The 22,970-nt window shown below is 39.4% G+C and carries 22 protein-coding genes and 1 other RNA gene; 13 read left to right on the forward strand and 10 right to left on the reverse strand.

Annotated elements, in window-relative coordinates:
* Positions 1 to 15 precede the first annotated feature (15 nt).
* Positions 16 to 630: a preQ(1) synthase gene (gene queF / locus CVT18_RS02705; RefSeq protein ID WP_234410257.1), complete on the forward strand. Its 615-nt coding sequence runs from the start codon at positions 16 to 18 to the stop codon at positions 628 to 630.
* A complete protein-coding gene (locus CVT18_RS02710; RefSeq protein WP_103628484.1) occupies positions 630 to 1,865 on the forward strand; it encodes an HD domain-containing protein in 1,236 nt (411 codons plus the stop codon). Before queF ends, CVT18_RS02710 begins: the two co-directional genes overlap by 1 nt.
* On the opposite strand, the gene ffs is transcribed toward CVT18_RS02710, so the two are convergent.
* Positions 1,852 to 1,949, reverse strand: an RNA gene (gene ffs, locus CVT18_RS02715) — signal recognition particle sRNA small type. The two genes, CVT18_RS02710 and ffs, sit on opposite strands and share 14 nt — an antisense overlap.
* Before the next feature lie 112 nt (positions 1,950 to 2,061).
* Here ffs and CVT18_RS02720 point away from each other — a divergent pair.
* On the forward strand, positions 2,062 to 2,487 hold the full coding sequence (locus CVT18_RS02720) for a hypothetical protein (protein ID WP_087586502.1): 426 nt from the start codon (positions 2,062 to 2,064) through the stop codon (positions 2,485 to 2,487).
* Positions 2,488 to 2,532: 45 nt separating this feature from the next.
* Here the strand turns inward: CVT18_RS02720 and CVT18_RS02725 are convergent, their stop codons facing one another.
* The 3 genes from CVT18_RS02725 to CVT18_RS02735 are packed head-to-tail and all read right to left on the reverse strand — an operon-like array spanning position 2,533 to position 6,256.
* On the reverse strand, positions 2,533 to 4,131 hold the full coding sequence (locus tag CVT18_RS02725; protein ID WP_103628566.1) for a flagellar hook protein FlgE: 1,599 nt from the start codon (positions 4,129 to 4,131) through the stop codon (positions 2,533 to 2,535).
* An 8-nt stretch (positions 4,132 to 4,139) separates the two neighbouring features.
* Entirely contained in the window at positions 4,140 to 4,847 is a 708-nt protein-coding gene (locus CVT18_RS02730) for a flagellar basal body rod modification protein (protein WP_107824207.1), read from the reverse strand.
* Between the two features lie 8 nt (positions 4,848 to 4,855).
* Positions 4,856 to 6,256: a flagellar hook-length control protein FliK gene (locus tag CVT18_RS02735; protein ID WP_103628485.1), complete on the reverse strand. Its 1,401-nt coding sequence runs from the start codon at positions 6,254 to 6,256 to the stop codon at positions 4,856 to 4,858.
* A 161-nt stretch (positions 6,257 to 6,417) separates the two neighbouring features.
* On the opposite strand from CVT18_RS02735, the gene typA reads away from it, so the two are divergent.
* From typA to CVT18_RS02765, 6 genes are all read left to right on the forward strand, one after another.
* Positions 6,418 to 8,220: a translational GTPase TypA gene (gene typA, locus CVT18_RS02740; protein ID WP_107824208.1), complete on the forward strand. Its 1,803-nt coding sequence runs from the start codon at positions 6,418 to 6,420 to the stop codon at positions 8,218 to 8,220.
* 260 nt (positions 8,221 to 8,480) lie between these two features.
* Positions 8,481 to 9,110, forward strand: a complete 630-nt coding sequence (locus tag CVT18_RS02745; protein ID WP_107824209.1) for a hypothetical protein — start codon at positions 8,481 to 8,483, stop codon at positions 9,108 to 9,110.
* A complete protein-coding gene (gene proC, locus CVT18_RS02750) occupies positions 9,107 to 10,021 on the forward strand; it encodes a pyrroline-5-carboxylate reductase (RefSeq protein ID WP_107824210.1) in 915 nt (304 codons plus the stop codon). The genes CVT18_RS02745 and proC overlap by 4 nt, the downstream gene beginning before the upstream one ends.
* Before the next feature lie 20 nt (positions 10,022 to 10,041).
* Complete coding sequence (locus CVT18_RS02755; protein WP_107824211.1) at positions 10,042 to 10,731, forward strand: tetratricopeptide repeat protein; 690 nt, start codon at positions 10,042 to 10,044, stop codon at positions 10,729 to 10,731.
* Positions 10,732 to 11,144: 413 nt separating this feature from the next.
* Entirely contained in the window at positions 11,145 to 11,714 is a 570-nt protein-coding gene (locus tag CVT18_RS02760) for a hypothetical protein (protein ID WP_107824212.1), read from the forward strand.
* A 20-nt stretch (positions 11,715 to 11,734) separates the two neighbouring features.
* Positions 11,735 to 14,176, forward strand: a complete 2,442-nt coding sequence (locus tag CVT18_RS02765) for a molybdopterin-dependent oxidoreductase (protein WP_107824213.1) — start codon at positions 11,735 to 11,737, stop codon at positions 14,174 to 14,176.
* Between the two features lie 31 nt (positions 14,177 to 14,207).
* Here the strand turns inward: CVT18_RS02765 and CVT18_RS02770 are convergent, their stop codons facing one another.
* The gene (locus tag CVT18_RS02770) at positions 14,208 to 14,516 is read right to left on the reverse strand and encodes a YolD-like family protein (protein WP_234410258.1); all 309 of its coding nucleotides are present in this window, start codon (positions 14,514 to 14,516) and stop codon (positions 14,208 to 14,210) included.
* Positions 14,506 to 15,768 carry a DNA repair protein gene (locus CVT18_RS02775; protein WP_107824214.1) on the reverse strand — a complete coding sequence of 421 codons (1,263 nt, stop codon included), beginning with the start codon at positions 15,766 to 15,768 and terminating at the stop codon, positions 14,506 to 14,508. Before CVT18_RS02775 ends, CVT18_RS02770 begins: the two co-directional genes overlap by 11 nt.
* A 138-nt stretch (positions 15,769 to 15,906) precedes the next feature.
* Here CVT18_RS02775 and CVT18_RS10165 point away from each other — a divergent pair, with 138 nt between their 5' ends.
* Together CVT18_RS10165 and CVT18_RS02780 are read left to right on the forward strand one after the other, a co-directional pair.
* Positions 15,907 to 16,089 carry a hypothetical protein gene (locus CVT18_RS10165; RefSeq protein ID WP_159071483.1) on the forward strand — a complete coding sequence of 61 codons (183 nt, stop codon included), beginning with the start codon at positions 15,907 to 15,909 and terminating at the stop codon, positions 16,087 to 16,089.
* Complete coding sequence (locus CVT18_RS02780) at positions 16,032 to 16,658, forward strand: autotransporter outer membrane beta-barrel domain-containing protein (RefSeq protein WP_107824215.1); 627 nt, start codon at positions 16,032 to 16,034, stop codon at positions 16,656 to 16,658. Before CVT18_RS10165 ends, CVT18_RS02780 begins: the two co-directional genes overlap by 58 nt.
* A gap of 43 nt (positions 16,659 to 16,701) precedes the next feature.
* Here the strand turns inward: CVT18_RS02780 and aroC are convergent, their stop codons facing one another.
* From aroC to CVT18_RS02800, 4 genes are read right to left on the reverse strand one after another with little or no spacing between them, the layout of a single operon-like run.
* Positions 16,702 to 17,769, reverse strand: coding sequence for a chorismate synthase (gene aroC, locus CVT18_RS02785; RefSeq protein WP_107824216.1), 1,068 nt, complete (start codon positions 17,767 to 17,769; stop codon positions 16,702 to 16,704).
* A gap of 8 nt (positions 17,770 to 17,777) precedes the next feature.
* A complete protein-coding gene (rnc, locus tag CVT18_RS02790; RefSeq protein ID WP_107824217.1) occupies positions 17,778 to 18,449 on the reverse strand; it encodes a ribonuclease III in 672 nt (223 codons plus the stop codon).
* Positions 18,446 to 18,880 carry a ribonuclease HI gene (gene rnhA, locus CVT18_RS02795; protein WP_107824218.1) on the reverse strand — a complete coding sequence of 145 codons (435 nt, stop codon included), beginning with the start codon at positions 18,878 to 18,880 and terminating at the stop codon, positions 18,446 to 18,448. Before rnhA ends, rnc begins: the two co-directional genes overlap by 4 nt.
* Entirely contained in the window at positions 18,858 to 19,889 is a 1,032-nt protein-coding gene (locus tag CVT18_RS02800; RefSeq protein ID WP_234410259.1) for a tetratricopeptide repeat protein, read from the reverse strand. Before CVT18_RS02800 ends, rnhA begins: the two co-directional genes overlap by 23 nt.
* 55 nt (positions 19,890 to 19,944) lie before the next feature.
* Between CVT18_RS02800 and dnaG the strand changes: the two genes are divergently transcribed.
* Complete coding sequence (gene dnaG, locus CVT18_RS02805; protein WP_107824315.1) at positions 19,945 to 21,624, forward strand: DNA primase; 1,680 nt, start codon at positions 19,945 to 19,947, stop codon at positions 21,622 to 21,624.
* A gap of 104 nt (positions 21,625 to 21,728) precedes the next feature.
* Positions 21,729 to 22,964 (forward strand): M20 family metallo-hydrolase, encoded by a 1,236-nt coding sequence (locus CVT18_RS02810; protein WP_087586489.1) that lies wholly within the window; start codon positions 21,729 to 21,731, stop codon positions 22,962 to 22,964.
* The last annotated feature ends 6 nt before the right edge of the window (positions 22,965 to 22,970 follow it).

A 22,970-nucleotide genomic window follows, 5' to 3' on the forward strand; every position in this document is an offset into this window, starting at 1 on the left:
GAAAAAGGATAAAAGATGAGCGAAGAGATGAAATACGGCGAGAAAATTTTAAAAGAATTTGACGTAGAGAGTGACCTTGAGGTCTGGGAAAATAAGCAAACAAGGGACTATGTCATAAAGATCACTCTGCCTGAGTTTTGCTGCCTTTGCCCTCGCTCTGGTTATCCTGACTTTGCCACAATCTATCTTGAGTATATTCCAAATAAGCTAGTTGTCGAGCTAAAAGCGATAAAGCTTTATATAAATAGCTTTATGAACCGCAACATCAGCCACGAAGATAGTATAAATGAAATTTACTCTGTTTTAGAGAAAAAGCTTGAGCCTAAATTTATGAAGATAGTTGGCGACTTTAACCCACGTGGAAATGTCCATACGGTTATCGAGATCAGCTCTGATCTAGTGGTAAAAAAGCCAGCTGAAGAGAAAGAATACGCTCCAAGAAGTAGGGAGAGAAGCTTTAGTGACAAGCCACGTGAGAGACGAAGTACAGGTGATCGTGGTAGCAGGGGCAACAGAGATGATAAATTTAAAAAAGATGATAAGCCAAGAAGAAGCTCAAACAAAGAGGGCTTTAGAAAAATAAGCTACGCTGATGATAAGAAGCCAAAAGTAGTCAAAAAGGATAAATAATGATAAGTGCTAAGCTTATAGAACATATCTTTAAAGCAGCATCTATATCACGTTGGAACGACTATCCAAAGATGACAAATTTAGTAGAGCTTGATAAGCAAGCTCATAAATTTATCATCGCTTATTTCATAGCAAAACAAGAGCAAGACGCCGATATGAACTATATCATTGAGGCTGGAATTTTTGAGTTTTTAAGTAGGGTCGTAGTCACAGACATACGTCCAGACGTCTTTCACCACATCCAAAAGACAAAAAAAGAGCAGATAAATAGCTGGGTTTTAAGTAATCTTGATAGCCTTATTTCAGATATTGAAAATGGCGAGTTCTTAGAGAGATTTAAAAGTTATTTTAAAAGTGATAAAAAGCATGAAAAAGAACGCCTAATCCTAAAAGCAGCCAGCTATCTTGCCACTAGGTGGGAATTTTCTATCGTCTATCAAACAAGCCAGTTTTTAAGCGACATCGACGAGCTTAAGGCGAAGGTTGAGGAGGAGATGGAGGATTATTACGAGCTAATTGGCGTTAGAAAGATCGCTATGAATCAAAAATTAGCCCGCCTTGTTGATCTAAGTGGTAGGCTAAGGTTTCAAAAACGCTGGGCGCAAACGCCTCGTATCCCTGAAACTGCGGTCTTAGGACATATGCTAGTAGTCGCGATACTTAGCTATTTTTATTCACTCAAAGTAAAAGCTTGCAAAAAACGCCTAGAAAATAACTTCTTTTGCGCGCTATTTCACGATCTGCCAGAGAGCCTTACAAGGGATATCATAAGCCCTGTAAAATACGGCGTAAAAGGGCTAAATGAGATCATCAGCGAGTATGAGATGAGGCTTATTGATGAGAGGATTTTGCCATTTGTACCAGAAAAGATCAAAGATGAGTTTAGCTACATCCTTGGCATCAGAAAAGATGGCGAGAAATTTATAAAAGATGAGTTTGAAAATAGAACTTATGAGCGTAAGATCATCTGCCACGAAGGGACTATGGAAAACGTAAATGAGGATAAATTTAACCCAATCGATGGCAAAGCACTAAAATACTGCGACAAACTCTCAGCCTACATTGAAGCTGGAATTTCTATAAGCTACGGTGTCAAGTCAAAAGAGCTAACTGACGGCTTTAATAATATGTATAAATTTTTTAGCGAAAAACCTAAGATCGACGGAGTGGATTTTTTAGAAATTTGTGATGATTTTAATGGACATTTTGGTTTAGAAAGACCCCCTCTCAGATAACTGCGGCACACACTTAATACAAGTGCTCTGCTGTGTTCCCACCCTGAAGCGGTGCTCATAAAAAGCATTGCACAGGTCTAAGAAGGAGCTTCGCAATCATACAGAAACTATACTTAAATTTAGTTTTATAGTTACATTTTTAAAAATTTAGCTTTAAAAGTATATAATCAGCCCAAATTTCATAAAAAGTAGAGTAATGTCTGGAAAGTTTAAACTTCGTTTTTTATCAGCTTTTAGAGATTTTTTTATCTATCATCACAAATCTTTAGAGTTTCGTGCAAAAATTTTTGCCGCTATGATCTCTGCTAAATTTGACCCAGACGAAGATGATTTTTTTGTTTTAAATGACATTACAAATGAAATTTATGAAAATGACCAAACCAGAAAAGACTTTTTGATCCAAACTGTTAAAGAGTATGTAGTAAGAGTTAAAAGAAACGATAGAATCACACTTGATGCACTACTTTTAAGCATTGATAAAGACCTAAAAGATCACAAAAGATACGCCAAAAAGATAGATTTTTCTCACCTTCGTCGCTTGATGAGTGGCTGTGAGGAAGAAATTTTAGTTCAGCAAAGAGTTTATGAGTTTTTAATAAACGAAGTCAAACTCTATTCTTAAAATTATCATTCATTTTAAATTTTTAATCATCAACTAGCATAAAAATTATTTCTTCATCTGAATAGCAGTCTGGATCATTTCATCACTTGTTGTGATACTTTTTGCACTAGCCTCATAAGCCTTTTGTGTGACTATAACCTCACTTAGCGCTTGACCAAGATCGACATTACTCATTTCAAGTTTATTTGCTAAAATTTGCGCTCCATAAATGGTCTCACCAGCTTTATTTTTATAAAAAAATGCTTCACCTGAATTTGGAGTTGCTTCATAGAGATTATCGCCCACTTTTGATACGCCCTGTTCATTTTGGAAGTGATATAGAGCTATTTTTGCAACTATAAATGAACGAGAATTGTCAAAATTTGCCATGATATTTCCACGGTCATCGACGCTATATTTTGAGAGATTTCCTTCGGCGTAGCCATCTGCTTTTATGACAAAGTCTTTTTTTGAATTAGCCGAGCTTGTTATGCCATTATAGACATTTGCATCTCCATCGCCAAGAAAATTTAAAGCTACGTTTCCAACGCTTGTTAATGTATTTGTAACAAGCCTACCGCTACCATCAAAAGTAAGTGTTCCCATAGCTGTATTTTGTACAACACCATTAGCATCAGTTATCGTAGCTGTGGCATTCCAGGTAGTTTGATTGCCACCTTGAGGGATTTGTTTTGTAAAATTTATAGTTACTAAGCTCTTTGTACCATCACTGTTATATATCTCTGAGCTTAGTTTTTCTTTATTAGCTACTTCAACTAGTGATGTAACTTCGGCTTTTACATCTAAGCTAGCAAAATTCATAAATTTTAGGCTTTTATTGTTTATATGCCAGCTACCATCGCTCTCTAGTGTGGTTGAAAACTCACTAAATTTACCATCACCGTCTTTTACTTTTACCACTACGCTATCGCCTGCTTTCGCACCAAATCTTGTCTGACTTAGCGGAATTTGTCCATTTAGTGAGATAGTTTTGTTTGTATTATCGAGTGTATAATTAAAATTTGCCGCATCAATGGCTGTTGTTCGCTTATCTGTTATAAGGCTTGAGTCTAGGTTACCTTTTAAATTTATATTTTTTGTTTGCTTGGCTGGCATATATAAAAAATGAGGTAAATTTATACCTTTTTGTGAGCCAGTATCGCCTAGTTTTAGATCCTCTTCTTTTGCAGTAAATGCCTGCGTGGTACCTTTTGTCTGACCATATTTTCTAAGAGCATTAGCACTTGGAGTGACTGGAGTAAAACTTGTTAACGTACCAAGAAGCAAGTTGCCTTTATTATCTACTAAATTTCCAGCCCCATCTATATCGAAGCTACCTGTTCTTGTGTAGTAATTTCTACCATTTTTATCAACGACACCAAAAAAGCCTTTACCGCCTATAGCTAGGTCAAAGTTATTATCAGTATTTTGAAAACTACCATTTGTCATCTTTAAAGCTGTCGTTTGTTTTGTAGCTCCAAGACCTACTTGATTGTTAGTTGGACCACTTCCAGCAGAAGCCATATGTTGATTAATTAAATTTTTAAACTCAGGGATTGAAGCTTTAAAACCTACGTTGTTGATATTTGAGATATTATTTGCCCAAACATCCATGCCAAAGCTTTGTGTTTTAATGCCACTAATTCCGTTGTAAAAACCTCTCATCATGGCTTTTATCCTTCGTAAAATTCAGATATTTTATCCATTGGGACATATTCGCCTGCGATTTTTATCATAGCTTTGCCGTCTACAAATTTTACTGCCTCGACTGGATAGCTACCTACTTGAGTCTTGTATGAATTACCATCTTTTCCAGTGTAATTAACAGAGACTGTATATGCACCATTTGGTAATTGTTTTCCAGAATCATCTTTGCCATCCCAAGATATTCTGCGAACTCCTGATTTTAGATCTTTTATATCGATTGAACGAACGACCTCTCCATTTGCATTTTTAATTTCGAGCTTACCATTTGCAAGATCTGATTTAAAATAAAGTGCAAAATTTACAGTTTTTTGCTCATCTGTTAGTAAAACTGAGTTTGAACCAGTTGAGGCCATTTTGCCAAGAGCTGATATGGCGTAGGCATTTGCATTTGATTTTAATTGATTTACAAGCTCTTTCATAGCTGAGTTTGTATTTTGTTGCATCTCTAGTGATGCCAGTTGGCTAGTTTGCGTAAGCATCTTTTCAGTATCCATAGGACTTGTTGGGTCTTGATACTGAAGCTCTGTTAAAAGTAGCTTCATAAATGCATCTTTATCTAGCTGCGCATTTGGGTTAGTTCCTGTGCCAGCTGCCGCATCTTGCTTTGCTTTTGCCTTTTTCTCGGCGTTTTTTTGTTGAGTTGTTTGTGTAGTTATATCTGAAACTGAAGCCATGATCTCTCCTAAATATATCTTGGTATTACTAGCTCAAGCAAGCTTTGTTCCGCTTGAGTGTTTTCGCTCTCATCGCTTTGATTTGAGCTGTATTTGTTTTTTGCTTGTTCTTTTTTATCTTGTCTTTGATTTTGATCTGAGAAATTCATCTCAAGCTCGGTAAACCCCATATTTACAAGGCTATTTTTAAACTCAGCTTGATTTTGTAAAAAGAGATTCATCGTAGCCGTAGTTGAGTTAAAATTTACATGTAAGTTATTGCCGCGATTTACCATCGTGATCTCAACCTCGCCTAAATTTAGAGGATTAAGCGTTATGTTAAAACGAGTGATCGGAGCTTTGTAATTTTGAACCTGCTCTTTTAGCGTAGAAGAGAAGTTACTAAGCGTCTCTTTTATCTCAGCCTTTGTTTGAAGCTGGTGTTTGGCGCTACTAGCGATATCTTTTACCATTTGATTTAGTTCTGATTTATTATCGCTATTAAATGTCTCTTTGCTCTCTAAATTCTCATTTTTTTGTTGTTCTCTTTCAGGGAAGAGTAGCGACTCTAAAGTTGGGGCTTTTTGCGCCTTTTGCTCGTGTAAATTTACCTTTACTTTTAGCTCTTTTGGCTGCTCCTCTGGCTCAACATCCACTATCTCATCATCAAGCTTTACTTCGCTATCTAGCTTTTTAGGCTCTTCTTTTACTAAATTTTTAGTTTCATTAGTTGGATTTGCCACTACCTCTTTTAACAAAGTATCAAGCTTTACGACCTCTTTTGGCTCGTTTTTGATGATAGTTTGCTCGACTTCATTTTTTAGCTCTTTTAGGTAAAAAGGCTTCTCTTCGGTCTTTATCGGTGTGAAAAATTCTTTCTTACCTAAATTTTTAAACATCTCATTTAGTTTTGGCACATCTTCGTTTAAAATTTCTATATTTTCAAGGCCAAGGTCAAATTTCTTAGCAAGGTCGATAAGATCGCTAACACTTTTAACGTTGCTAAGCTCTTCGACGTTTTCAGGTACACTTAAGAAATTTGCTATTTTGTCGCTGAAATTTGGAAATTTACTTACTTTTTCATTGCCATTTAGAATTTCTAAAACTTGCAAAAGCTGCATGAAATTTGCATTTTCATAGAGCTCATTTTTTGTATTTTCGTCCAAATTTTCTTCAAGCGTGGTTGAAATTTTTGCCGCACTTTCACTTTGAGCTTTTTGCAGCGTCTCTTTTTGAGTGGTAACCGTTTTTACTATCTCTTTGACATCTTTTTCAGTGATTTTTTGGCCGCTATTTGCCTTACTCGCAGCTGCATCTAAAACCATAGACAAAAATTCGCCGTTGTTTTGAGATTTTTTAGAAACAGAGAGCTTTTTACCTCCAGCAGGAGCCAGCAAATCTACGTTATTTTTCGCTGTGTAAGCTTGCATTTAATCCCTTTAAATTTAAAAACTTAACGCTTACATGCAAAATCTATTCCAAAAATTAATTTCTTGATATCAGCTTAAAATTTATAAAAATTTGGCTATAATCTGCCCCTATTTTAAAACTGATAAAGCGAAAAATATCAAACTAATAAACGGAGAAACATTTGGAAAAGATACGAAATATAGCCGTTATCGCGCACGTCGACCACGGTAAGACAACAATGGTTGATGAGCTTTTAAAACAGTCAGGAACATTTAATGAGCATCAAAACCTTGGCGAGCGTGTAATGGATAGCAACGATATCGAAAGAGAGCGTGGTATCACGATCCTTTCTAAAAACACTGCTATTCGCTACAAAGATACAAAGATCAACATCATCGACACTCCGGGCCACGCCGACTTTGGTGGTGAGGTTGAGCGTGTTCTTAAGATGGTTGATGGCGTTTTACTACTTGTCGATGCGCAAGAAGGCGTTATGCCACAAACTAAATTCGTCGTCAAAAAGGCGCTTTCACTAGGGCTTCGTCCAATTGTTGTCGTAAATAAGATAGATAAACCTGCAGGCGATCCAGACCGCGTTATAAATGAAATTTTTGACCTTTTTGTCGCACTTGACGCAAACGACGAGCAGCTAGAGTTTCCAGTCGTTTATGCAGCTGCTAAAAATGGCTACGCAAAGCTAAAACTAAGCGATGAAAACAAAGATATGCAGCCACTTTTTGAAACTATCCTAGCTCATGTGCCAGCTCCAAGTGGCAGCGACGAGAACCCACTTCAGCTTCAAGTTTTCACGCTTGATTATGACAACTACGTCGGCAAGATCGGTATTGCAAGAATTTTTAATGGCAAAATATCTAAAAACCAAAACGTCATGCTTGCAAAGGCTGATGGCACAAAGACAACTGGTAGAATTTCAAAGTTAATTGGCTTTATGGGTCTTGAAAGAACCGATATTAACGAAGCTGGTACTGGTGACATCGTAGCGATCGCTGGCTTTGATGCGCTTGACGTTGGCGATAGCGTCGTTGATCCAAATAATCCTCATCCACTAGATCCTCTTCACATCGAAGAGCCAACACTTAGCGTTGTATTTTCTGTAAATGACGGCCCATTAGCAGGCACTGAGGGTAAACACGTCACATCAAATAAGATCGATGAGCGCCTTGCAAACGAGATGAAGACAAATATCGCGATGAAATACGAAAACATCGGCGAGGGCAAATTTAAAGTAAGTGGCCGTGGCGAGCTTCAGATTACTATTTTGGCTGAAAATATGCGCCGTGAGGGGTATGAATTTTTACTTGGCAGACCTGAGGTTATAGTAAAAGAGATAAACGGCGTAAAATGCGAGCCATATGAGCTTTTGGTTATCGATGCGCCCGATGATACGACAGGCACAGTCATAGAAAAACTAGGCAAAAGAAAGGCTGAAATGGTCTCTATGAACCCAACAGGGGACGGCCAAACAAGGATCGAGTTTGAGATCCCAGCGCGCGGACTTATCGGCTTTAGAAGCCAGTTTTTGACTGATACAAAAGGCGAGGGCGTTATGAACCACAGCTTTTTGGAGTTTAGACCACTTAGTGGAACCGTCGAGCACAGAACAAATGGCGCACTAGTTTCTATGGAAAACGGCGTAACGCTTGCCTATTCGCTATTTAACTTACAAGATCGTGGCGCGCTTTTCCTTGATCCGCAAGCAAAAGTTTATGTGGGTATGATCATCGGTGAGCACAGCCGTCCAAACGATCTTGACGTAAATCCTATCAAGGGTAAAAACCTAACAAACGTGCGTGCAAGCGGTAGCGACGATGCGATCAAGCTTGTCCCACCTAGAAAGCTAAGCCTTGAGCGCGCGCTAGAGTGGATAGAAGATGACGAGCTAGTCGAGGTTACGCCTATAAATATTCGCGTTCGCAAGCGCTATTTAGACCCAACAGAGCGCAAAAGAAAAGCAAAACTCTAATCAAATTTTATCATTTTAGCCCCTTTGTAAAGGGGCTAATAATTGAACTCTAAAAACAGCAAATAAATTTATATAAATTTCTCATATCTTTTTTGCATTATTTATTTAAGTTGGCTTTGCTTAAGACGATTAAAATTTATCAATCTTAAAACTATTTATACTTTAAAATACCATACTTACTTTTCTATTTTTGCTTTTAATGTAATCAATATGAAAATGCCTAGTTTATGCTAAAATCGGCGAAAATTTAAAGGAAACCGATGAAAAAACTAAAATTTATCTTTGCTCTCTCCGCGGCGTTTATTTTTAGCGGCTGCTACGAGACGACGCTGCTTACTCGCGTGCCGATCTCTGCGCTTATTTCTGATAAAGGCGTGGACGTGAAATCCACGATCGTGTTAACGGATATAACGCCACAGACGTACGTTACGAAAACGGTAACGGACAACGTGCGGGTTTTTGTTCCCGACGCTAAATTTAAGGATTTTCCGACCGGAGAAACCGCCTATGAGATGAGCGTTAGCGCCGGCAAGGGCGAAAAGGGCGGCAAAAACTCGGATAAGCGCGCCGTGCGGATATATCTAAGCCAAGATGGCGACGTCTACGGCAAGCTTAGCAAAAACATACTCGAGCAGTACGCGGGCGCGGCGAAGCAGAAAATGGAGCCGACGCTAAAAGCGGCGATCAAATTTGAAAACGACACGAAGGACGTCTATGAGCTGGTCGTGGGCAACGAGTTTAAGGCGAGCGACGAGGCGCAGACGGGCGGCGTTTATACCTTGGCGCCGGGGCAGGTCACGGGCGCGATCTGGGCGGATAGCGCAGCGGTACGCGAGGCGATCGCGAGCAAGGCGGTCAAAATCGGCACTCTAAAAAAGGCGGCGAAATGAAAAGCGTAAAAATCGGCTTTATCGGCGGCGGAAATATGGGCGGCGCGATGATAGAGGCGCTTTGGCGAGCGCAGTGCGGTGAGGCTAACTCGGGGCGAAACTTGGCCGAGGACGAGCGAAAATTTGACGGCGGTAGCGAGGCGCACGGGGCGGAAAATTTAGCGCAAATGGATAAAAATGCGAGCCCGCGCGAATGCGAAAAAAAGACGAAATTTGAAATCATAGTCTGCGCCAGAAGCAAAAACGAGGCTTTACGGCAGAGATTTAGCGTAAAAATAGCCGCGAGCGAAACGGATCTAGCGCGCGAAGCGGACGCGGTCGTACTGGCTACTAAGCCCGCTAGTTACGAGGCTATCTTGCGCCTGATCGCACCCGAGCTTGCGGGCAAAATTTTGCTCCTTTTGGCGCCGGGTTTTGACATAAAGCGCGCTAGGCAAATCGCCGGCGAGGGCGTTTATATCGCTCGCGCGATGCCGAACGTCGCAGCCAGCATCGACGCGTCGGCCACGGCTCTTTGCTTTGACGCGGGATTTAGCGAGCCCAAGAAAGAGACCGTGCGCGAGATAATCGCTAAAATCGGTAAAATTTACGAGATAGACGAGACCGGCTTTGCCGCATTTACGGGCATCGCAGGCAGCCTGCCCGCGTATGCGTGCGCCTTTATCGAGGCTGCGGCCGATGCCGGCGTGCGGGGCGGACTGCCTAGACAGCTTTGCTACGACGTCGTTGCGGCAGCCGCGGAAGGAACGGCGCGCCTAATCCAAAGCGGCAAGCACCCGGCCGCGCTAAAAGACGAGGTGTGCTCGCCAGCGGGAACCACGATCGAGGGACTTGCCGCGCTTGAAAAAGGCGGATTTCGCGGCGCCTTGATGGATGCCGTCGCCGCTTGCATCGCCAAAGCGCGGGGTTAGGTAAAATTTTAAGGATAAAAATGAAAAATTTATTATTTGCGCTATTTGCGGCGTTAAATTTATTTGCTAGCGAGCCCAGCCTTTCGCCATTGCTGGCCGCAGATACGCTAGAAAAGGTCAAAAAATGCAAAAACCCCGACCTAAACGCCACCAAAGAGTGCGTGCAAGCGGGCATGGTAGCGGCAAACTTAAAGCAAGACTACGGCGCGGCGGAGGGGCTATTTAGCCTAGCCTGCGCCAAAGGAGACGGTGAGGGCTGCTTTTATCTGGGCGAACTTTATAAAAATAACCTAGTAAAAGCCGCGGATAAGAGCGAGCGCGAGACCAAGATTAGCGCGTATTACAAGGCTAGCTGCGTCCTTTACGAGTATTTGCCCGGTTGCTTGGCGTTAGCTAATTTCATGCAAGAAGAGCTGGGCGACGAGGTGCAGTCGTTTGCGATAAACAATACCCTATGCAACAAAAAATACGCTCCCGGATGCTACAACGTGGGTTGGATGATAGAGCGAACGGGAGGCGATATTGGCGAGATGATGGAGTATTACGAGCGCTCGTGTAAGCTAGGCTACGTAGGCGGCTGCGAGAGGGCGGCGTGGCTGTATGAGGGAAATTTCAACGAAAACAGATACGAGCAAGTAAAAAAAGACGCTAAAAGAGCAAAGCAAATGCGAAAAAAAGCGTGCGAGCTAGGCGATAAGCAAAGCTGTTAAATTGACAATAAGGCGTTTTGATAAAAATTTTAAAATGTTAAAACTCTAGAAAGTCTTAGCATAGCCAGCAATGTAGAGTAGTAACTTTTAGTATATTTTTGAATTCTGTAGGAAGTTTACTAGTTTGTATTTTTAAGTTTATAAAAGCTCTACCATACTTTTTATAGTAGATAGTGAAGTAAAGTTAAATTTTTACTTCACTAGATTCAAAAGTAAAATTTTTACAGAGCTTGTGTTTGCTTATACTTTTAATCATTAAGACAATCAACAAAACTCATTGATAAATTTTCTACTAAACCTTATTTTTAATAAAAATGAATATTAAATTTCTTAAATAAAGCTAAATATAACAATGTAATTTCAAGCCATTAGGTTATAAGATTTTTTTAAATTTTATTTTTAAGGATTGCAACATGAAAATGCTATTTTTAGTCCCTGTCTTAGCATGTAGTCTTGCTTTTAGTGCCGATGTCATCGCAAAAGATGCCAATATAACGCTAGATGGCAAAATGATTGGAAAGATCGAGGTTTTAACACCAGTTGAAGTCGTCGAAAAAGGCGATAAAACGAGCAAGATCAAGGTTAATGGCGTAGTTTCGGCAAACTATTTAGCCCAACTTCAAAGAAGTATAGAAGATCCGGAAGTTTTTGTAGCTTTTAATGACGAGAGCGAGGCAAATTTCAAAAAAGTAAAAGATCTTGAAGATGACTACGGCGAGGTTTGGTACCAAGCTGAGGGCGTTTACGAAGTGCCAAATGACGCACTTGGTGGCGACACAAAAAAGCTTTACGTAAAAGCACAGCAAATTTACGAAGAGACTTGTTCCGCATGTCATAGACTTCATGAGCCAAATAGCTTTACAGCGGCTCAGTGGCCAGCAAATTTAGCTGGAATGGTCGATGCAAAATTTGTAGCACTAGACGAAACTGACCTAAATTTAGTGCTCAAATACTTACAACACAATGCCAAAAAAGTAAAATAAATTTTCATAAGGGAGAAAATATGAAAAGACGAGATTTTATAAAATTTTCTGCACTTGCTGCCACAGCAGCGCAGGCGAACAAGATTGAAGGTGTAACAAAAACCATTTTTGACCAAAAGAAAACTTTTGGAGCAAATAGATTTGGGCTATTTTGGGCAAATACCAACTCAAATCAAATCGTCTCTGTCGATCCATTTGAGGGCGATAAATTCCCAAATACAATGAATAACAGCTTGCCAGATCTCATCCAAAATGAAAGTCGCGTACTCTATCCATACGTAAGAAAAAGCTACCTAAAGGCAAAAGGCGCGGCAAAAAGTGAGCTTCGTGGTAAGGAAGAATTTGTGCGTGTTAGCTGGGATACGGCACTTGACCTTGCTGCAAAAGCCTTAAAAGAAAATTTTGACAAATATGGCCCTGAGAGCATCTACGGCGAATGCTATTGGTGGGGCGGTAGCGGTAAGATCAGCTGGGGTAGGACTGTTGGCCACAGGATGCTAAAAGTGCTTGGCGGATACGTCGAAGAGAGTGGCGACTATTCAACTGGAGCTGGCCTTGTCATCATGCCTCATGTCCTTGGAAATAGTGCAGTTTATGACGCTCCTACAAAATGGGAAGCTATGGTTAAAAATGCTAAAAACATTGTATTTTGGGGTACTGATCCGCTTGTAACTGGTCAAATTTCATGGCAGCCACCAACACACGATGGCTATCTTGGCATCAAAAAGATAAAAGAGGCAGGCATAAAAACTTATAGCGTTTGCGTCTTTAAAAACGACACCACAAGATACCTTGGCTCTGAAGCTATCATCGTTCGTCCAAACACTGACGTAGCAATGATGCTTGGCATGTGCCACTACCTATATGAAAACAAGCTTTATGATGAGGAATTTATAAAAAAATACACAGTTGGTTTTAATAAATTTAAAGACTATCTGCTTGGTACAACCGACAAAGTGGTAAAAGATATCAACTGGGCTAGTAAAATTTGCGGTGTAAAAGCTGAAGATATCGCTAAATTTGCAACAGTGCTTGCAAAAGAGCCAAGCACTATTATCGCTGGCAGATCTCTTCAAAGACAAGATCACGGCGAGATGGGCTTTTGGGGTATCGTAACTCTTAGTGCGATGCTTGGCCACATCGGTAAAGAGGGTCTTGGATTTGAGTTTAACCTCTACTACGGAAACGGCAGCACTGATAAGATAGCACCTGCTCTAAAAGGTATCAGCACTAGGATAAGCGAGAAATATGAAAACGTAGATGGTGCTCCATGGAAGAAATTTAAAAACGTAACCATCCCATCTTCAAGATCAATCGAAGCTTTGCAAAATCCTGGCAAAGAGATAGATTATGATGGCTCTAAGATCAAACTTCCACACATGAGAGTGGCTTACATGGCGTCTGGATCGATGTTTACAAGGCATCAGGACGTAAATAATGCCGTAAAAGCATGGCGTAAATTTGATACTGTTATCACAGCTGAGCCATTTTGGACAAGTACAGCTAAATTAAGTGATATCGTCTTACCAGTGGCACTAGAAGTCGAGAGAAATGACATCAACCAAAGTGTCCCATCAAGCGAATACATCGTGGCATACAAACCAGTAGTTGAGCCAATGGGCGAAAGTAGAAGCGACTACTGGATATGCTCACAAATTTGCAAACGCTGGGGCAGAGAAGAGGTCTTTACTGAGGGTAAAGATGAGCTTGGCTGGGCAAAAGAATTTTACGCAGATGCCGTAGAGCAAGCCAAAGCACTAGATCTTAAAATGCCAAGCTTTGATGAGTTTTGGAAAGAGGGATATGTCAAATTTGACAAAGACAATGAAGAGACAAAATACTACACAAGACTTAGTGCATTTAGAGAAAACCCACACAAAAATCGCCTTGGCACGCCATCAGGCAAGATAGAGATATACTCTCCAACTATTGCTAAATTTGGCTACAAAGACTTTGCGCCACACTTTGCTTGGATCGAGCCGTTTGAGTGGCTTGGTAGTGAAAAAGCTAAGAAATATCCATTTAGCATCACAACCCCACACTCAAGATATCGCCTCCACTCTCAGCTAAATAACTCAATAATCAGAAACTACGCTGAAGTTTGTGCTAGAGAGCCGATGTTAATAAATACAAACGACGCTAAGAAAAAAGGCATCGCAACTGGTGATGTAGTGAGAGTCTTTAATGACAGGGGTGAAATTTTAGTAGGAGCGCTTGTCACTGACATCATCCCAGAGCACGTCATCGCCATCTGCGAGGGCGCATGGTATGATCCTGAAGTGCTTGGCGAGAGGAGTCTTTGTAAGCATGGCTGCATCAATGTCCTAACACGTGACAAAGGCACATCTAGCATCGCTCAAAGCAACTGCGGACATACGATACTAGCGGATCTTGAAAAATATAAAGGCGAGATCAAACCAATAACTGCATTTTCTAAACCAAAAATTTTACAATCTTTGTAGAATTTATATAAATTTAGCCCTCGCATGGGGGCTAAATTATTTTTAGGTCATTTATATCTTCAAATTTGATCCTAGTTTTTACAACCATAAGAGTTTTATTTTTGAAATTTACGTCAGAGATTAGCCCTCTAGCACTTGCATAGGTATAGCCGTCATGATAGCTCACATATACTTCATCAGCTGGTCTTAGCTCGCTTATCTTTTTTAAAATTTCATCGACCTTGCTCTCATCAAGCTCTAGTTTTTCGCATTTCTCTCGCTCTTTTTGTCGCAGGGCTCGCTCTAAGGTTGAGAGAGGATTAAACGAACTAAAAATTTTTGCTCTATCTTTACTCGCCACTTTTGTGCCCTCCGATCTTTTTATTTCTATCTTGCCCAGTGGCTTCTGGTAGTAGATCGATCGCTCTTAAAACCGAGTTTTTACCAAATTTTTCTTTTATGAGATTTAGGGACTTTAAAACTGCCTTTTCTTTAGTATCATCCTCAAAAAGACTAGAGTGAGCTAGGCTCTCTTTTACTACGTCATTTGCACTGATGCTAATTTGCCTAATCAGCCCAACATTTTTTATCTTGTTTAAAAGTAGCTCTTCGGCCAAACTCATCAGCACGCTTGAGACATTTGTTGGTGTCTTAAACCGAACGCTGGCACGCTGGTGTGGCTCAAGCTTGTCGGCAAATTTTATATTTATCGTTATTCCACTTGCCATTACTTCTTTGTTGATCATCCTAAGCGCTAGCCTATCAGCCATCTCTTTTAGTACGACTACCGCCTCGCAACGCTCATAATCTCTTGGTAAAATTTCAGAGCTAAAGTAGGATTTTGTGCTTGGTTTATATGCTTTTATGTCAGCTATTGTCGTTGGCTCTATGCCATTTGCGTGATCTATCGTTATATAGGCATCAACTCCAAAAAATTTCTCAAGTAGGCTTCGCGGAGCATTTGCTATATCTTTCATACAAAAAATTCCATGTTTTTCCAGCTTTAGCCTAGTTTGCTTACCGATACGCCAAAAGTCATCTAGCGGTTGATGTGTCCAAAGACGTTCTTTATAAAGCTGCTCGTCTAAAAATGCAATCCCATCATCACTGTGCTTAGCCAGGATATCAAGGGCGATTTTTGCGAGGTATAAATTTGTGCCCATGCCACAGGTGGCTGTCACGCCAGTAGTTTTTAAAATTTCATCCATTATCTTTTTGGCTATGGATTTTGCATCGGTATTATAAAATTTAACATAAGAAGTAAGATCGATAAAGGCCTCATCGATAGAATAGACATAGATATCATCTTTTGAGACATACTTTAGGTATATCTCATAAATTTTAGCCGCATAGTCGATGTAAAACTGCATTCTAGGTGGTGCAATGATAAATTTTATAGCCTTTTGTATTTCAAAAAGCCTGCATCTATTTTTCACATCTTTGGCTCTAAGAGCTGGGCTAACGGCTAGGCAAACACTTCCGTTGCCACGACTATCGTCAGCCACGACCAGATCGGCTTTAAACGGATCAAGTCCTCGCTCTACGCACTCAACTGAGGCGTAAAAGGACTTTAGATCAATGACGGCATAAAATTTTTGTGCTTCGTTTTTCATGGAGTGATTATAGATGAAAATTAGTAAAAGTTCGTTTTTGGAAAATTGATCTTAAGGCTAAAATTTCTAATAAAAAATTTTTTAGAAACAAAATAAGTAAAATGGATAAATTTTACTAGCGGAGTTATGGTAAATGCAATGCATAAAGAAGTTAATATAATTATCCCTTCTATTGAAAAAAGCGGACAATCAGGTGTTTATGGTGGTTTAACAGATAGAAGTGATATAAATTCTAGCAAAGTAAAAATAAAAATGGCGAGTCTATGCTTGGGGCTTTTGCTATATCAACATTTGATAACAGCGATGAAGATGCCAAAATAGATGGCAGAGTTAGAAACTATGGATTTGGTATTTTTTCAAGGCTAAATTTACCACGTGATTTTTATATCGATCTCATGGCAAAAGCTGGTAGGAGCCAGACTAAGGTTGATGCGAAAAATGTTGATTATAAAATCTCAATGCCATACTACAATGCTAGCTTTGGCGTCGGCAAAAAGATAAAATTTGATAGTTTTATGCTTGATAGTGGGCTAAACTACGCACTCTCTTATGTCGGTAGCGATGAGGCAGATACCGGACAAAGCACATTAAAATTTAGCAGCGTTACATCAAGTAGAGCTAAAATTTACTCAAAAATAGCCTATGATGCTGGCAAATTTAATCCTTATGGAAAAATTAGTGCTGAGTATAAATTTAACACCAAGTCAAAAATAGCGGTGATCCAAGAAGACGAGGAGATCAGTCTAACTCAAAAAGGCACAAGCTCAGAGGTTGAGGTCGGTCTAAGATATACGCCAACTTATGTGACACTCATAAATTTTGGCATAGCACAATCTTTTGGTAAAAAAGATCAAAGCAGCGCAAAACTTCAGTTTGCTTATAGATTCTAAAATTTAGTGGCTTTTAGGCCACTAAATTTACTTTTTTATAGATTTAGCCGTAAATTTTCTTTAAATTTTCAAGCTTTGTGCTAGTATTTAGTAGTAACATATCGGCGATAACTAGCCTTATCATCGCGGTTGCAACGACGCTTCCTCGTATACCTATGCATGGATCATGCCTGCCTCTTAACTCAAAGTCTACCGCCTCGCCAGCCAAATTTAGTGTCTTTTGCTCTTTGAATATCGAAGGTGTAGGCTTAAAATGGCTCTTTAGTACGATCTCAGCGCCGCTACTTATGCCCCCAAGTATCCCGCCAGCGTTGTTGCTCAAAAAGCCAAGTTCGTCCATCTCGTCGTTGTTTGCTGAGCCCATCATAGAGCTTACATTTACGCCAGCACCGATCTCTACGGCTTTTACGCCGTTTATTCCCATCAAAGCCGCTGCTAAAGCGCTATCTAGCTTATCATAAAGTGGCTCACCAAGACCAGCTGGCACGCCTCTAGCCACGCTTAAAACCACAGCTCCCACGCTATCGTGCTCGCTTCTAGCTTTATTTACCACTTCTTTCATCGCTTCTTCATTGCCAAGAGCATAAATTTGAGAATTTTTAGCAAAGTTAAAGTCTATTTTGTCGCTAAAAACTTTGCCTATACCAAGTACTCCACTTAAAATTTCTATATTAAACTCATTTAAAAGCAGCTGCGCAAAAGCTCCACCAGCTACTCTAACGGCCGTTTCTCTTGCACTTGAGCGTCCACCACCTCTGTGATCTCTAAAACCATATTTTTTGAAATATGTAAAATCAGCATGACCCGGACGGAAAATTTCACGTAAATTTTCATAGTCGTTTGACTTTTGGTTGTTATTAAAAATAGCAAAACCTATCGGCGCTCCAGTGCTTATGCCATCAAAGACACCGCTAAAAATTTCTATTTTATCGGCTTCATCTCTTGCGGTTGTAAAGTTGCTTTGTCCAGGACGGCGTCTATCTAGCTCACTTTGGATGAAATCTGTATCTATCTTTAGCCCAGCTGGAAGTCCGTCTATCACGCCACCGATCGCCACCCCGTGGCTCTCGCCAAAGGTTGTTAAGGTTAGTTTTTTGCCAAATGTATTCAAAATTTTTCCTATTTTTTGATTTTTTCTAGTGCGATTTTTGCTGCAAGCTGTTGGGCTTGCTTTTTAGAGCTGCCAACGGCGCGTGAAATTTCTTTGCCATTTAGTAGCAAGGCTATCTCAAATTCTTTCTTGTGATCAGGACCTGACGTGCTGATGAGCTCGTATGTTGGTATGACGCCAAGACTGGCCTGAGTGACCTCTTGAAGAGCGGTTTTGTAGTCCTTTTCTAGGTGTGCAAAGTCGATCTGTGGATAGCAAAGTTCAAGCAGAGCGATCGAAATTTCTCGCACCTTATCAAGTCCAGCCTCAAGGTAGATAGCGCCCATCACTGCCTCAAACGCATCGCTTAAAATGCTATCTTTCTCACGACCGCCATTGTTCTCTTCAGCCGTGCTTAGCTTTAAAAATTTACCCATTTTTAGATGCCTTGCCATATTTGCAAAGCTTTTTTCATTTACAAGTGCGGCTCTTAGCTTACTCATATCGCCCTCTGCGATCTTGCTAAATTTTTTAAAAAGATACTCAGCCACAAGCAGATCCATCACCGCATCGCCTAAAAACTCAAGCCTTTCGTTATTTAACGCCTGTTTGGTGCTCTTGTGCGTTAGCGCCTCTTCTAAAAGTTCAGTTTTTTTAAATTTATACCCAAGACTCTTTTCAAATTCTTCTAAAATTTTCATCTTTCATTCTCATCTTTTATTTTTAATGCCTCGTCCCTTGCCATCTGGTCGCACTCCTCGTTTTCAGGGTGTCCAGCGTGCCCCTTAACCCAGCTTGCCACGACTTTGTGAGGCTTTGAAATTTCTAAATACTCCTGCCAAAGCTCGACATTTTTTATATTTTTAAAATTTCTCTTTTGCCAGTTAGAAAGCCACTCATTTATGCTATTTACCACGTATGAGCTATCGGTAAAGAGTCTTACTTCGCAAGGCTCTTTTAACGCTTTTAACCCCATTATCGCAGCTTTTAACTCCATTTGATTATTTGTCGTATATGCCTCGCCGCCACTTGCTTTTTTCTGCGCTTCGTTAAATCTCAATATATACGCCCAGCCGCCAGCTCCAGGGTTTCCAAGACACGAGCCGTCGCTAAAAAGTGTTACTATCTTCACTTACTTTTTCTGTGATGTGGGATAAAATTTTGACACTTCCTAGCTCGTGACAGACCGGACATCGGTAAAAATGCATAGGAAATGAGTTTTTACAGCTTTTGCAAACGTAGTTAAAGCTTAACCCAGCCGCGTCAAATTTAGCATCTTTTAGTTTTTTGATGACATTTAGCTCAAAGCCGTAAATTTCACATGGCTCATCTATATCGCCCTTTGCATAAAAGAGTGATTTGTACTTTGGATCGCTTAAATTTATAGGCGTTTTTAGATTATAAAGCAGATCAATCACATCTTCAAAACGAGCAAAATCTTTTAAATTTTCTAAATTTTCATTGTGCCTTATGAAAAGTGCTAAGATCATACGTTTTAAAAGCTCAAAATTTTGGCTAAGGTGGGAGAGAATTTCTACCTTTTCATTAAAACTTAAATTTCTATCATCAAGCGTGCTGATCGCCTTTATATAGGCCTTTTGATCTTTTATATTTACACCAAGTTCTTCAAGAGAATTTAACGCATAAAGAGCTTCTTTGTAGTTTTTAAGTTTTTCATCTATCATCGTTAAAAAGCGAAGTGCAAGCACATTTCTTGGGCTTAGTTCAAGCACTTTTTCAAAGACTTCGCTAGCTTTTTTTAAAAATCCAGCCTTAAAATAGACCTCTCCAAGCTCGTTTAGGATAAATTCTTTTTCATTTTTATCTCTAACTTTGCCAAGTGCGATGAGATAAACACTAATTGATTTTTCAAAATCACCATTTTTGGCAAAAGTTTGCCCTAGCATGCAAAGGCTTTGGGCGTCTATCTCTGGGCTTTGTAGCATCTGTTTATGTTCGCTACTTATGCCATCTTTGCTATCAAATTTTCTTATAAATTTTTCAATGCGTTTTTTCTCATCTTTGCTTGAAAAGATACCCCAAGCATAGCTTAATGCGGCTATCATCAAAATAATGCTAAATAAAATAATAAGGCTAAATATCGGATCTCTGTGCCCAATGAAAAAAATATCCACGCTCATACTTTGTGATAAAATTTTACTTTAATTATAACAAAGCGGTTGTATAATTTTGCTTATGATAGATCCAAAATCCATAGAAAAACTCAAAAATCAAATCGATATCGTTGACATTATAGAACACTATTTGCCAGTCAAAAAGATGGGTGCAAACTATAAATGCGTCTGCCCATTTCACGACGACAAAAATCCTAGTATGAGCATAAGTCAAAGTAAGCAAATTTTTCACTGTTTTGCTTGCAAGGCCGGTGGAGATGCGATCAAATTTGTAATGGATTATGAGAAATTAACCTATCCAGAAGCTATCGAGAGAATAGCTAGCCTTGTAAATTTTAGCCTCGAATACACAAGCGATAAAGCCCCAACACAAAAAGAAAATAAACACATTTTAGAAAAAGCAAACGCCTTTTATAGGAGCGAATTTTTTAAGCATGAAGCCGCTGTGAGATATATCTATTCTCGCGGTATAAATGATGCGATGATCGAGAAATTTGAGCTTGGCTGGGCAGGGGAGAGCGCTAGTACTATCAGGCTTTTACAAAATGAAAATATCGAGCCAAAAGAGGCGCTTGAAGTTGGCATAGTAAAGCAAAACGAGAAGGGAATTTATGCTAGTTTTATCGAGCGTATCACATTTCCCATATATGCACACACGGCAAAACTAGTTGGCTTTGGCGGTAGAACGATCTCAGATCATCCTGCAAAATATGTAAATTCTCCACAAAGCATGGTTTTTGACAAGTCAAAGCTGCTTTACGGCTATCATTTAGCTAGACAAAGTATTTTTGAAAAGAAGCAGATTATCATCACAGAGGGATACCTAGACGTTATCATGCTGCACTTTGCAGGCTTTACAAACGCTGTTGCCGTGCTTGGGACTGCGCTTACGACTAATCACTTACCACTTTTAAAAAGAGGAGAGATAAGTGTTGTGCTTTGTTTTGATGGTGATGGTGCTGGCATAGGTGCAGCTATAAAATCATCTCGTCTTTTGGTTCAAAACGAAATAGATGGAAGCGTTGTTATTATAAAAGATGGTGCAGACCCAGCGGATATGGTTTTTGCAGGGAGAAGCGACGAGCTAAAAGAGATGTTTGGCTCAGGGACTGAGCTTGGCGAGTTTTATATTGAGCAAATTGTAAAAAAATATGATATTACGCGCCCAGTGCAAAAGCAAAAATGTTTAGAAGAGATAGTGGAATTTACAAATTCTCTAAAGCCAATAATCGCAAAAAGCTACGAATTGCTGGTATCAAATTTACTCAAAATAGAGCTAAATACTTTTAGTCTTCATGGACAAAGATATATAAACAGACAAGATCAAAATTTTACAAATGCTGCAACGACAAATAAACAAATGGCTCAAAAAAAAGATAAAACCGATATTTTAGAATTTAGCGTTTTAAAGAGCATGCTTGCAAATAAAAATTACGAAACTATCGTTTTAAACGAGCTTGAGGAGAAATTCTTCTTGCATCATAAAGATTATTTTCAAGCTGTTTTATTGCCAAATATTGAAGATAATGCGGTACTTGTTAGAGAAATTTATGTTGATGAAAGCTCAAACATAGCTTCTAGTGAAGATAGCCTTAAAGAGGCCATTTTAAAGCTAAAGCTAAAATACTATGAGAAGTTTCGCGAAGATACCAGAAAATCACAAAAACCAAATAAAATCGAAATAATGCAAAAAATTTCAGAGATCATTAAAGGCTTACACAACAAGCTACAAAAAAATTAGATTTCAAAATTTAACACTTATTCAGCTTTAAATCATAAAACTAAATGTAAAATGTTTAAAGTAATAAATATTTTTAAGATTAGTTTTATTTTTAAGGATTTATTATGATAAATTTTAAAAGATTTGAGGCGACTTTTAATGCTATAAGCAGATTTGGAGCATTAAAAGGTGGAGGGCTAACAAGGCTTGCATTTAGTAAAGAAGACTTGGGGGCTAGGAATTTTCTTATAAATTTAATAGAAGAAAATGGCTTTAAACTTAAAATTGACAATGTTGGCAATATCTTTGCCATCTATGATGATGGCTGTGAGCCAGGCGAGAAGCCAGTTTGCGTGGGCTCTCACATAGATAGCGTGCCAAATGGCGGCTTTTATGATGGTACGCTTGGCGTTATGGCTGGACTTGAAGCATTAACCTCGATAAAAGAAGCTGGCATTAAACTAAAACGCCCACTTTGGCTTATAAATTTTTGCTGTGAAGAGTCAAGTAGGTTCAAGACAGCGACCATTGGTAGCAAGATAATAAGCGGCAAACTTGGTCTACAAAGACTTCATGAATTAAAAGACGAAGATGGCATTTCGCTTTTTGAAGCGATGAGTAAATTTGGACTTGAGCCACAAAATTTAAATGATTCTATTTTAAAAGAACACTCACTTCATTCATATTTAGAACTTCACATTGAACAAGGTCCAGTGCTTGAGCGAAGTGGCATAAGCGTTGGTATAGTAAGCGGTATCGCCGCTCCTATTAGATTTGAAATTATTATTCATGGTAAGGCAGATCACAGCGGTGCAACTCCGATGAATATGCGTAGTGATGCTTTGCTGGCTGCTTCACACATCATAATCGCAGCCAATAAATTTGCTAAAAACAAAAAAACAGCTGTGGCTACTGTTGGTTACGCACATGCAAAGCCAGGCGTTTTAAACGTCGTGCCAGGCGAGGCGAGACTTGGAGTCGATCTAAGAGATATTGATAAGGTAAGCTTAGAAGAGCTAAATTTAGAGCTTAGAAATTTTATAAAAGAGCTAAGCGGTGAGCTAAATTTTAGTTATGAGATAAGAGAACTAAGCAGTGATGAGCCAGTAAAACTTAGTGAGCATGCTATAAATTTACTAAGCGAAGAGGCTGCTAAACTGGGCATAAAAACGCTTACTTTGCCAAGCGGAGCTGGACACGATGCGATGAATCTAACAAAACTTGCAAGTAGTGTTGGCATGCTTTTTATACCTTGCGTTGGTGGCATCAGTCACAATATAGCAGAGGCTATAAATTTTGATGATGCTTTCAAAGCTACACAAATTTTAACAAATGCACTAATTAAACTATCAAATGAATAAGGAGAA

Origin of the sequence: Campylobacter concisus, assembly GCF_003048405.1 — a bacterium.
Lineage (GTDB): Bacteria > Campylobacterota > Campylobacteria > Campylobacterales > Campylobacteraceae > Campylobacter_A > Campylobacter_A concisus_Q.